Consider the following 12,227-nt stretch of genomic DNA (forward strand, 5'->3'; position numbering starts at 1 on the left):
ACCTGATTTTCTTTTATTTTTGGTCTTTCTACGTCGTTAAATGCCAAATTATCCTGCACGTCTCCGTAGCCTGTTATTTGTAATGCCTTCATAGTTGTTGTAATTTGTTTTCTATTTTTAAAACTGCGTATTGCTTTTTTAGACCCTAAGTTTTCCGGATCTCCGTAAGATAATTACATGAGCAAATCTTATTTTGATGGTCCACATACAGGGATTTTATGAGTGTTTTTTCTGTTTGCAGATTTCAAGGCAACTAGCTTATTTTATGTCGACAATCGCTCAGCAGATATTTGTGAGGCCAAATTTCGTCGTAACATTACGATCATTCGTACCATATCTATATAATGGTTATCTAAGAAGCACTTGTCTTTTCAAGTCCTCTTAAAATGTCTTTAGATTCTGGAATGATACGTTTTGAGCCTATTCAATAACCTGTATAATAAAGGTAGATTTCCGTTTGCTGTATGAATTACAAAGTCGGAAATAATAATTATAAGATTCTCACTTAAAGACGCTTAAACCATCTGAAAGAAAAATTGTTCTGAATTACTTTCGGAAAAAGTTAAGCAACAAGTTTTGAAGTAAATTTTAAAATGGATTGATCTCAAACAGATGCTTGGGCTAAGATCATTTGATGGGTAGAAAATGTAATAAATCAAAGTGAGTTTTGCACAACTTAAAATCGCACATCTCACTTGACAAAAAAGTTTTATGAAATACTACCTTCTATGCAAATAGGTTTTGCTAAGAAGGCAGTATCAATATTTGTGAAATCATTTTGAAAACCCCATTCAAATTTTAGATGATATTTAATGATTTATTCGTGCTACTTAGTGAAACCTGCCTGAACGGATGGGCAGGTTAGTGCCTAAAAAGGGTATCTTGCCTATTTGATGAAATCCCTAAATTCCACTTATAAAACTTCCATAAGGATCTTTAAACTGCATCCCTTCTGAAAATCTAAACTTGTTCAGTTGTTTGAATTCCACCAAAGCCCAAAGCACAAATTCTTTTACAAAATAACTGTCTTCTTTGGACAGATTAGGCTGATGTTCCTTCAATAAAACATCTAAAGGCGAAATGGAATCCAACAAGGCTTTATAGTCCTTATCCGTTAAATCATCTAATAGTTCAAAGCCATCCTTCTGATTAAAAAACCAGGATATAATATCGTCATAGGCTGTTTCTGAATCTTCTTTTTTCAGTTTTTCAATCTTAGGAAAAAACTCATCAAACAGACTTTTAACCGCCTCTCCAATTAAATTGTAAGCCACCACGGCAGCACCTTCCTGCTCGCCTTCATAAACCAATTCTATTTTACCAGTTATGGATGGAATAATACCCACAAAATCACTCAAACGCACCATGGTTTTGTGATCTCCTGCTTTTAAGGCACGACGCTCGGCTGTACTCAACAAGTTTTCTAAAGCTGTTATGCTCAAACGCGCACTCACGCCACTTTTGGTATCTACAAAGTCGCTTTCTCGGGCTTCAAAAACAATCTGCTCTAATAAATCTCTTGCCAGATCAGGAATCGAAACCATCTCCTTCTGACTTTCCACTACTTTAGCTTCTTGTTCAGTAATCAATCGTGCGGTTTCAATGTCAATCGGATAATGGGTCAGAATTTGAGAGCCAATTCGATCTTTCAAAGGCGTTACAATACTGCCTCTGTTGGTATAGTCTTCAGGATTTGCAGTGAACAAAAATTGGATGTCCAAAGGCAGTCTCAACTTAAATCCTCTAATCTGAATATCGCCTTCCTGCAAAATATTAAATAAGGCCACCTGAATTCTGGCTTGTAAATCGGGCAATTCATTAATCACGAAAACACACCGGTTCGCACGCGGTATCATTCCATAATGAATCACACGGTCATCGGCATAACTCAATTTTAAATTCGCGGCTTTAATTGGATCCACATCGCCAATCAAATCGGCCACCGTCACATCGGGAGTGGCCAGTTTTTCGGCAAAACGTTCACTTCTGTGCAGCCAATAAATAGGTGTGTCATCGCCTTTTTCCTTGATCAATTCTTTGGCATATCTCGAAATGGGATTCAAAGGATCATCATTAATTTCAGAACCCTCCACTACCGGAATATACTCGTCCAAAAGATGCAACATCAATCGCGCCAATCGGGTTTTAGCCTGTCCGCGCAATCCTAATAAATTGATATTGTGGCGTGATAAAATAGCACGCTCCAATTCTGGGATGACTGTGTTTTCATATCCATGAACCCCTTCAAAAGTGGTTTCTTTGTTCTTTATTTTCTGAATGAGGTTGTCGCGCAACTCGTCTTTAATCGATTTACTTTGATAGCCTGCTTTTTTTAATTCGCCTAATGTTTTTATTTTTTCTTGTTTCATGTTTCTTGTTTCACTGACAAACCTTAACACTTCCGAACTTTCGGAATTTTTTCAGTTAATCAGATGTTTATATTTTTTAAATCGAAAAGTCTTTGAAAACCTAACGAGCTACTTCAAACTTCGAGCTCCATACGTCGAGCTACGAACCTCTAATAATTACCCTCTACCATCTTTTTAACTTCCCCTAATCCGCTTTTTCCTATTCGTTTCATAATCCTCAAAAATCATTTCACCCAAACCTTTAAGTCCGGTGTAGAACGCCTTACCTTGATTAGCTTCTGTAAATTCCTTTACAAATCGCATCAAATACGGATCTTGCGCAATCATAAACGTGGTTATCGGAATGTGTAAGCGTCGTGCTTGCTGTGCCATAGCATAGCATTTATTCATGATATACGGATTTAAACCCGCACTGTCCTTATAATATTGTCCATCCGGAAGGCGTAAACAACTCGGTTTCCCATCGGTAATCATAAAAATTTGTTTGTTGGTATTCCGTTTTCTTCGCAGTAAATCCATAGCCAACTGTAATCCGGCAACGGTATTGGTGTGATAAGGACCAACTTTTAAATAGGGTAAATCCTTGATTTCAATTTGCCAGGCGTCATTCCCAAATACTATAATATCCAAAGTGTCTTTTGGATACCGCGTGGTAATCAATTCAGATAAGGCCATCGCCACTTTCTTTGCAGGCGTAATCCGGTCTTCACCATATAAAATCATACTGTGACTGATATCGATCATTAATACCGTGCTCATTTGCGATTTATGCAAAGTCTCCTCAACTACCAAATCATCTTCCGATAGCTTAAAGTCGCCAATGCCGTGATTGATTTGTGCATTTTTCAAACTCTCGGTCATGGACACTTTATCTAAAGCATCCCCAAATTGATACTCTCTGAAATCGCCTGTATGCTCATCGCCGATACCCGGACTTTTGCTTTTGTGATTGCCCTGACCACTGCGTTTGATTTGTCCGAAAATTTGATCGAGGGCTTGTTGTCGGATGGCGCGCTCGGTTTTAGCGGTAATCGCCATTCCTCCGCCATTGCCATCGGGATCAATTTCTTCTTTGATGAAACCTTTTTGCTTGAGATCTTCAATAAAATCATCAATGGTATATTCGGGCGTCGTTAATTTATATTCTTTGTCCAATTCGCGCAGCCAATCAATAGCTTCGTCAAAATCTCCAGAAGTGTGGGTTATCAACTCCGTGAAAATCTCAAAAAGCTTATCAAAAGGCGACTGAAAGGGTGCTTCGTAGGTTTTAAAGACAAAACCTTTACGTTTTAGATTCTTGTGTGTCATAGCTTCATAAAAATACGATTTTTTGTGCGACCTATAAATCTATTAACATCGATTTTGTAAATCGAATCATTCTGTTTTTTATTACCTTTAAGCCAACTCTCTGAAATAGAGAGATTAAATCGAATAACTCCTAAGTTAAGAGTCTCTACTAATCAATCAAAACACTAAAACATGAAACACATTATTTTTGCACTTTCAATTCTGCTTTGCATTTCCTGCAAGGACAAAAAAGAGGAAAAAAAAGATACTGCCGTCAAAGTTGCGCAGTACACTATTGAACAATTTATGGACAACGAAGCCGTTAGCGGCGGAAGTTTTTCCTTTGACAATTCCAAAATCCTAATCTCAAGCAATCGCTCAGGAATCTTCAATGTCTACACGATTCCAACCTCTGGAGGCAGCTACACGCCTGTTACGGCATCGGACAGCACGTCCTATTTTGCGCAATCCTTTTTCCCGAACGATGACCGTATGTTATTATCGGCAGATGGAAATGGCGATGAAATCAGCCATATTTATTTAAGGGACACTAACGGAGTCATTACGGATTTAACGCCGGACAAAGGCGCCAAAACGGAGTTTTATGGTTGGGCCGATGATGGGCAGTCCTTCTATTTTGGATCCAATAAGATGAACCCAAAGTTTTTTGATGTGTATGAGATGGGTATTGCCGATTTCCGCGCCAAAATGATTTATCAAAACAATGACGGCTTGAATTTTAATGGCATCTCCAAGGATAAAAACTACATCGCCTTGGTACAATCTTTAAACACTAATGACAGCGACTTGTATGTTTATAACGTGAAGACAAGAGAAAAATCTAAAGTGAATAGCGATCAAAGCGGCAATTCAGCACAAGACTTTTATCCTGACAGCGCTTCACTTTTATACACCACAGATGATGGCGTCGAATTCTCCTATTTGATGAAATACGATCTCAGAACCAAGGAAAAATCAAATGTGCTTCAAAAGCCATGGGATATTACGGGCGCTGGTTTTACTAAAAAGGGGACATATATGGTCGTTTATGTGAATGAAGACGGCAAAAATGTAATTGAAGTCATCAATACGGCTACCAACATGCCTATTGATTTACCCAATTTTGGAGATCAGAGTATAACCAGCGTCAGTTTTAGTAGTGATGAAAAATGGATGAGCATGTATGTTGGTGGTTCGAATATGCCTTCCAATTTATATACCTATAATTTTGAAACTAAAGAACAACACCAATTGACCAACGTTTTAAATGAAGCCATTCGTCCAGAAGATTTGGTTACCGCCACGGTTGTCCGCTACAAATCGTTTGATGGTGTTGAAGTTCCTGCTATTTACTATTTGCCGCATCAAGCTTCAAAAGACAATAAGGTTCCTGCTATGGTTTGGGTGCATGGCGGTCCCGGCGGACAAACCCGTCAAGGATTTAGTTCCTTTATTCAATATATGGTCAATCATGGTTATGCGGTGTTAGCCGTAAACAATCGTGGCAGCAGCGGTTATGGCAAAACGTTTTATCAAATGGACGATTTAAACCATGGCGAAAAAGATTTACAAGATTGTGTGGAAGGTAAAAATTGGTTGGCTACACAACCGGAAATCGATGGGGACAAAATCGGCATTATTGGCGGCTCTTATGGTGGCTACATGACCATGGCAGCACTAACCTTCACTCCTGAAGAATTTAAGGTTGGCGTCAACATCTATGGAGTGACCAATTGGATCCGAACTTTAAAAAGTATTCCACCGTATTGGGAATCCATGAGAAAATCACTGTATTTGGAATTGGGAGATCCCTTTACGGCAGACTCTGTCAGACTTAAACGCATTTCTCCATTATTTCATACGGATAAAGTAACCAAACCTTTAATCGTTTTACAAGGATCTCAAGATCCAAGAGTGTTGCAAGTAGAATCCGATGAAATTGTTGCCGGTGTTCGCAAAAATGGCGTTCCTGTTGAATATGTACTCTTTGATGATGAAGGTCATGGATTTGTCAAAAAAGAAAATCAAATAGAAGCTTATAGCAGAGTGGTTCAATTTTTAGATAAATATTTAAAAAATCCATCTATGGAAAATAAGGAGAAAACTGAATAAATTAAACCATTAAGCAAGGTAAACTTTTCTTAATAGTCTTAATATCTTAAAGCTAACGGTTAAAAAAAAAATAACCATTAAGAAAAATATTAAGGAATTGAGAACATTAAGATTTTAGTTAAACACAACTTAATCTTCTTAATACCTTAATAACCTTTATGGTTCAAAAACTACCGTCATTAAAAAATAATATTAAGGAATTGAGGACATTCATTAAGGACTTAGTTAATAACAACACAACTTAATCTTCTTAATACCTTAATGATCTTAATGGTTCAAAAAATACAGCCATTAAGGAATTGAGCACATTAAGGACTTAGTTAATAACAACACAATTAATCTTCTAATACCTTAATGATCTTAATGGTTCAAAAAACTACAGCCATTAAGGAATTGAGGACATTAAGGATTTAGTTAAAAACAACTAATCTTCTTAATCTTAATGATTCAAAAAAAACTGAATAAAAACTAAAAAACCCTAAGTTATTAAATAGCTTAAGGGTTTTATAGTTTTACAATTTGATACGTTCTTTCACTCGACGCGCTCCAAATCGATTTTATTTTCAATTTTTATCTTTTTGCCTTTAGTAGAAATTAAACCTTCTTTTTTAAACTGAGATAAAATCCTAATCGCCGATTCCGTTGCCGTACCAACAATACTCGCGTAATCTTCACGGGATAGACTGACGCTTAAATAGCCGTCTTCATTTTCTCCAAAAGTATTACCCACATAAATTAAGGTTTCAGCGACGCGTTGCCTTACGGTCTTTTGCGCCATATTGATCAACCCGTCTTCAGCTTCTCGTAAATCCTGGGCCAAATTCTGCAACACATTAAATGAAAACTCTTGATTGGATTTGATATTGCTCAAAATTTGTTCTTTAGGTACAAAGCACATTTCTATGTCATTTAATGCAATCGCACTCAAATGTGTACGTTCGCCACTAATAATTGAGCGCTGGCCAATCAATTGGCCTTTACCCATTAATTTGACCGTATGATCTTTTCCGTTGGAACTCAGTTTCGTCATTTTACAAATTCCTTCTCGGATACAATACACTCCGTTAAGCAATTCATTCTCATTAAAAATAATATCTCCTTTCTTATAGAATCGGTTTGTCTTGCATGCCGTAACTTGTTTAAGTTCCTCTTTAGTTAAAGTTTTCATTGAATTTAACTGACGTGCAATACATTGTTCGCATCTACTCATACCTTATATATTGAGCCGCAAAAGTACGGAAAACATGACAATTATCATAGTTTAACGCGCAATCATTGAGTACGTTTGCGCCAGGTATAAAAGAGCATAATTATGAGATCATCAACTTGTTTCCACTGCGGAGATCCATCTGGTTCATCCGCAATATTTTATGATGACAAATCATTTTGTTGTCAAGGCTGTCAGACGGTTTATGAAATTTTTTCAGAAAACGATCTGACCTGTTACTATGATCTCCAATCTGCCCCAGGAATTACGCCAAAAGACATTCAAGGCAAGTACGACTTCCTCTCGCAACAGAAAATTATTGATAAATTAGTAGAGTTTGATGACGGCAAATCACAAATAGCCACACTTTACATTCCGCAAATACATTGCAGTTCATGCATCTGGCTCCTTGAGAACTTGAATAAGCTCAATAGCCACATTTTGGCATCACAAGTCAATTTTGGCAAGAAAACCGTCCGGATTCAATTCAATTCTCAAAAATACAGCTTAAAGGAAGCGGTTATTCTCCTCAGCTCCATCGGCTATGAACCTTATATTAGTTTAGAAGATTTTTCCACAGGAAAAAATCATGTTAACCGTTCCTTAATCTATAAACTTGCCATTGCTGGATTTGCTTTTGGAAACGTCATGTTTCTCTCCTTTCCGGAATATTTTGAAGTTGGAGAATTTTGGTTGGAACAGTACAAACATTTTTTCAGATGGCTGATGTTCGCCTTTTCGCTGCCGGTAGTTTTTTATTCCTCTCAGGACTATTTCACCTCTGCCTACAAAGGATTACGTGCCAAAACATTGAATATTGACGTGCCCATCGCTTTGGGAATCATCGTCTTGTTTTTACGAAGCACCGTGGATATCATGTTTGATTACGGCTCAGGATTTTTTGACAGTTTAACCGGATTGTTGTTTTTCCTATTGTTGGGGAAATTTTTTCAGCAAAAAACCTATTCCTTTTTATCTTTCGAACGTGACTATAAATCCTATTTCCCTATTGCCATTACCAAAATATCGAAAGATGGCTGCGAGGAACCGATTCAGGTTTATGATATTAAAAAGGGCGACCGATTACTCATCAGAAATGAGGAATTAATTCCCGTAGATGGTATCCTCATTAAAGGAAAAGCCAGAATTGACTATAGCTTTGTCACTGGAGAATCGGACGCGGTCAGCAAAAAATCTGGAGACAAACTTTTTGCAGGCGGCAAACAATCTTCCGGCAGTATTGAAATGGAAGCCTTAAAAAGTGTGGAACAAAGCTATTTGACGCAATTGTGGAGTAACGATGTCTTCAATAAAGTTAAAGAAGATGGCTTTACCACATTGACCAACTTGATCAGTAAACGGTTTACCATTATTGTGTTGAGCATTGCATTTATATCAACCACGTTTTGGTTGTTTGCTGATTCCAGTAAAGCCTTAAACGTCTTTACCTCAGTCTTGATTATTGCCTGTCCATGTGCTATCGCATTAGCAGCGCCATTCACACTTGGCAATATCCTTCGCATTTTTGGCAGACAGAAATTTTACCTGAAAAACGCCACAGTTATTGAACAATTGGCTGCCATCGACACCATCATCTTTGATAAAACCGGAACGATCACTTCCAACAAAGAAAGCACCGCCACTTACGAAGGCAACGCGCTGTCGTCGGCCGAAGAGGTTTTATTGAAAAACACCTTAAGAGGCTCCAATCATCCGCTGAGCCGAACGCTTTATGCACTCTTGGATGAAAATGATATCATTACGCTCGACGAATTTGAAGAGCATTTGGGACAAGGCATTGAAGGCGTGCACCAACAGGACAGCATCAAAATTGGCTCTGCAAACTTTGTGGGAAAGACAAAAACCACAGCGGTTTTGAACACTTCTGTCCATATTAGTGCCAACAATGCCTACAAAGGAAAATTCACCTTTTATAATACCTACCGAACCGGATTGTCTCAGTTGTTCAATAAACTGAAAAAAAATTATGCCCTCGCCATTCTTTCTGGAGATAATGAAGGCGAAATGGAGAATCTGAAAAAACTACTTCCTGCGCGAACAAAATTGCTTTTTAATCAAAAGCCTGATGATAAATTGGAGTATATCAAACACCATCAAACGGAAGGCGCAAAAGTATTGATGATTGGCGACGGATTAAATGATGCTGGTGCGTTGGCACAAAGTAATGTGGGAATTGCACTATCAGAGAATGTAAATGTATTTTCCCCAGCTTGTGATGCGATTTTAGATGCAGAAAAACTAAACAACTTAAGTGATTTCATGAGTTTATCCAAATCGGCCATTAAAATCGTAAAATGGAGTTTTGTGTTATCCTTTATGTATAATGTGGTGGGTGTTTCTTTTGCAGTTACCGGACGACTAGAACCTGTTGTTGCGGCCATATTAATGCCATTGAGCTCCATTAGCATCGTTGTTTTTACAACAATTGTCACAAATTGGACCGCGCGAAAATTGAAATAAAATTAATAACATGGATTTTCATCTGTTTAGAACCATTTTAGATAGCAGGGAAAAACATGAAAACATGATAAATGTCATAAAATAATAAATGTACCAAATGTACTTTTGGGCCATAACTTCTAATAGGTATGAGTGTTATATATTTACTACTGAGTCTCAGCATTTTAGTTGCTGTCGTATTTTTTGTTGCCTTCATTATGGCGGTAAGAAACGGACAATATGATGACAGCTATACACCTTCTGTTCGTATGCTTTTTGAAGACGAATTAATATCAGAAAAACCAAAAAAAGAAAAATCATCAAAACTAACTAATCAAGAATAATTTTTTACTATGGAAATGCAACAATTTTATTACGATAACAAGATCGTCAAAAAATTCGTTTACGCCACCTTGTTTTGGGGCGTAATAGGCATGGTTGTAGGGCTGTTACTAGCCTTTCTGTTTCTTTTCCCTAACCTTACCGATGGCATTTCATGGTTGAGTTTTGGACGATTGAGACCTTTACACACCAATGCCGTTATTTTTGCTTTTGTGGGTAACGCCATCTTTGCGGGTGTTTATTACTCCACACAGCGTTTATTAAAAGCCAGGATGTCCAGTGATATTTTGAGTAACATCAACTTCTGGGGATGGCAATTAATTATTGTTGCAGCGGCAATTACGCTTCCTTTAGGGTTTACATCATCCAAGGAATATGCTGAATTAGAGTGGCCAATTGATATCGCAATTGCGGTTGTTTGGGTTGTTTTTGGTTGGAACCTTATTGCTACCATATTAAAAAGAAGACAGCGTCATTTATATGTAGCCATCTGGTTTTACATTGCCACTTTTGTTACGGTAGCCGTCCTTCATATTTTCAATAGTTTAGCACTTCCTGTCAGCGCTTTTAAAAGCTACTCGGTTTATGCAGGGGTTCAGGATGCCTTGGTGCAATGGTGGTATGGCCATAACGCCGTAGCGTTTTTCTTGACCACACCGTTCTTAGGTTTGATGTATTACTTTGTACCTAAAGCAGCGAACCGACCTGTTTATTCTTACAGACTTTCTATCGTTCACTTTTGGTCCCTGATCTTTATTTATATCTGGGCAGGACCACACCACTTATTATATACCGCATTACCAGAATGGGCACAAAATTTAGGGGTCGCCTTCTCCATCATGTTATTGATGCCTTCTTGGGGAGGGATGATCAACGGATTGTTAACACTTCGTGGTGCTTGGGATAAAGTAAGAACTGACCCTGTTTTAAAATTCATGGTTGTTGCGATTACAGGTTATGGTATGGCAACGTTTGAAGGTCCGATGCTATCGTTGAAAAACGTTAATGCTATTGCGCACTTTACCGACTGGATTATTGCACACGTACACGTTGCAGCGTTGGCCTGGAACGGGTTCTTAGCCTTTGGTATGATCTATTGGTTAATCCCGCGATTGACCAAATCAAAACTTTATTCTGTAGGTTTGGCCAATCTTCACTTTTGGATCGGAACCTTAGGAATCATTATGTATGCCTTGCCATTGTACGTTGCTGGTTTTACCCAAGCAAGTATGTGGAAACAATTCAATCCTGACGGCACCTTGGTATATGGTAACTTTTTAGAAACCGTTACCGAAATTATGCCAATGTATTGGATGAGAGCTATTGGTGGTACTTTATTCATCACAGGTACGCTGGTCATGGTTTATAACATTATCCAAACCGTAAGAAAAGGTAGCGAAGTTACTGACGAACTAGCAGAAGCTCCTGCATTAGAACGTGTTTCTAAAAGACGTGTTGCTGGAGAGCACTGGCACAGCTGGTTGGAGCGTAGACCTGTACAATTAACTATTGGGGCAACTATTGCTATCCTTATTGGTGGTATCGTTCAAATTATACCTACCATCATGGTAAAATCAAACATCCCAACCATTACAAGCGTAAAACCCTATACGCCTTTGGAACTTGAAGGTAGAGATTTATATATTCGTGAAGGTTGCGTCGGCTGTCACTCTCAAATGGTAAGACCATTTAGAGATGAAGTAGAGCGTTACGGTGAATTTTCAAAAGCTGGAGAATTTGTTTACGACCACCCATTCCTTTGGGGAAGTAAACGTACGGGACCAGACTTGCATAGAATTGGTGGAAAATATTCGGACAGCTGGCACTTTAACCACATGTATGATCCGCAAAGTACGTCATCTGGATCCATTATGCCTGCTTACAAATGGCTAATTACGGATGAATTGGACAAATCCAATACGGAAACCAAATTAAGAACAATGGTCACGTTGGGTGTTCCTTATACTGAGGAAGACATTGCCAATGCCCAACAAAGCATGGCCGAACAAGGTGCTAAAATTGAAGAGAATCTTTATTCTGATCCAGACTTTGTAAGATCTTACGAAGCCGATAAACAAAGCGGTGGCGCTAACTTCGTAGAAATGCGAAATCGTGAAATCGTAGCAATTATCGCCTATTTACAGCGTCTTGGAACGGATATTAAAGTTAAAGATTTAGAAACCACACAAAACTAACCATCATGCTGAAATTTGTAAAAAACCATATGGAAAGTATCGCGGGTATAGAAATATACCCGATAATTTCCTTGCTTATATTTTTCCTCTTTTTCGCAGGCCTTTTTTACTGGGTATTAACTGCAAAAAAAGAATATATAGATAGAATGAGTGATATTCCTTTAGATAACGAAAACGAAACATTATTATGAGAAATTTAATTCCTTCATACGTAAGGGTACCATTGATATTCTTCATCATCTGGGGTCTTATTGA

General features: G+C 38.0%; 8 protein-coding genes. 5 read left to right on the forward strand and 3 right to left on the reverse strand.

From position 1 onward, the window contains the following. Window positions 1–902: 902 nt before the first annotated feature. Window positions 903–2,369 carry a magnesium chelatase gene (locus ABIQ28_RS03910; RefSeq protein WP_348035441.1) on the reverse strand — a complete coding sequence of 489 codons (1,467 nt, stop codon included), beginning with the start codon at window positions 2,367–2,369 and terminating at the stop codon, window positions 903–905. Between the two features lie 174 nt (window positions 2,370–2,543). Next, window positions 2,544–3,677 carry a VWA domain-containing protein gene (locus tag ABIQ28_RS03915; protein ID WP_348035442.1) on the reverse strand — a complete coding sequence of 378 codons (1,134 nt, stop codon included), beginning with the start codon at window positions 3,675–3,677 and terminating at the stop codon, window positions 2,544–2,546. A gap of 171 nt (window positions 3,678–3,848) precedes the next feature. Between ABIQ28_RS03915 and ABIQ28_RS03920 the strand changes: the two genes are divergently transcribed. Next, the gene (locus tag ABIQ28_RS03920; protein WP_348035443.1) at window positions 3,849–5,768 is read left to right on the forward strand and encodes a S9 family peptidase; all 1,920 of its coding nucleotides are present in this window, start codon (window positions 3,849–3,851) and stop codon (window positions 5,766–5,768) included. 532 nt (window positions 5,769–6,300) lie between these two features. Here the strand turns inward: ABIQ28_RS03920 and ABIQ28_RS03925 are convergent. Next, window positions 6,301–6,936 carry a Crp/Fnr family transcriptional regulator gene (locus tag ABIQ28_RS03925; protein WP_348035444.1) on the reverse strand — a complete coding sequence of 212 codons (636 nt, stop codon included), beginning with the start codon at window positions 6,934–6,936 and terminating at the stop codon, window positions 6,301–6,303. A gap of 144 nt (window positions 6,937–7,080) precedes the next feature. Here ABIQ28_RS03925 and ABIQ28_RS03930 point away from each other — a divergent pair, with 144 nt between their 5' ends. From ABIQ28_RS03930 to ABIQ28_RS03945, 4 genes are all read left to right on the forward strand, one after another. Next, window positions 7,081–9,456: a heavy metal translocating P-type ATPase metal-binding domain-containing protein gene (locus ABIQ28_RS03930; protein WP_348035445.1), complete on the forward strand. Its 2,376-nt coding sequence runs from the start codon at window positions 7,081–7,083 to the stop codon at window positions 9,454–9,456. A gap of 128 nt (window positions 9,457–9,584) precedes the next feature. Beyond that, window positions 9,585–9,779 (forward strand): cbb3-type cytochrome oxidase assembly protein CcoS, encoded by a 195-nt coding sequence (gene ccoS, locus ABIQ28_RS03935; RefSeq protein ID WP_348035446.1) that lies wholly within the window; start codon window positions 9,585–9,587, stop codon window positions 9,777–9,779. A 9-nt stretch (window positions 9,780–9,788) separates the two neighbouring features. Continuing rightward, complete coding sequence (ccoN, locus tag ABIQ28_RS03940; protein WP_348035447.1) at window positions 9,789–11,972, forward strand: cytochrome-c oxidase, cbb3-type subunit I; 2,184 nt, start codon at window positions 9,789–9,791, stop codon at window positions 11,970–11,972. A 5-nt stretch (window positions 11,973–11,977) separates the two neighbouring features. After that, entirely contained in the window at window positions 11,978–12,163 is a 186-nt protein-coding gene (locus tag ABIQ28_RS03945; protein WP_348035448.1) for a CcoQ/FixQ family Cbb3-type cytochrome c oxidase assembly chaperone, read from the forward strand. Window positions 12,164–12,227: the final 64 nt, after the last annotated feature.

The sequence above is a fragment of the Gelidibacter sp. genome (assembly GCF_039916245.1).
Classification (GTDB): Bacteria; Bacteroidota; Bacteroidia; order Flavobacteriales; family Flavobacteriaceae; genus Gelidibacter.

What these genes read in the sequence shown, in the direction of transcription:
- ABIQ28_RS03925 (WP_348035444.1), bottom strand. Translation starts at nt 6,936, where the DNA reads ATGAAAACTTTAACTAAAGAGGAACTTAAACAAGTTACGGCATGCAAG.
- ABIQ28_RS03945 (WP_348035448.1), top strand. Translation starts at nt 11,978, where the DNA reads ATGCTGAAATTTGTAAAAAACCATATGGAAAGTATCGCGGGTATAGAA.
- ccoS (WP_348035446.1), top strand. Translation starts at nt 9,585, where the DNA reads ATGAGTGTTATATATTTACTACTGAGTCTCAGCATTTTAGTTGCTGTC.
- ABIQ28_RS03910 (WP_348035441.1), bottom strand. Translation starts at nt 2,369, where the DNA reads ATGAAACAAGAAAAAATAAAAACATTAGGCGAATTAAAAAAAGCAGGC.
- ABIQ28_RS03930 (WP_348035445.1), top strand. Translation starts at nt 7,081, where the DNA reads ATGAGATCATCAACTTGTTTCCACTGCGGAGATCCATCTGGTTCATCC.
- ABIQ28_RS03915 (WP_348035442.1), bottom strand. Translation starts at nt 3,677, where the DNA reads ATGACACACAAGAATCTAAAACGTAAAGGTTTTGTCTTTAAAACCTAC.
- ccoN (WP_348035447.1), top strand. Translation starts at nt 9,789, where the DNA reads ATGGAAATGCAACAATTTTATTACGATAACAAGATCGTCAAAAAATTC.
- ABIQ28_RS03920 (WP_348035443.1), top strand. Translation starts at nt 3,849, where the DNA reads ATGAAACACATTATTTTTGCACTTTCAATTCTGCTTTGCATTTCCTGC.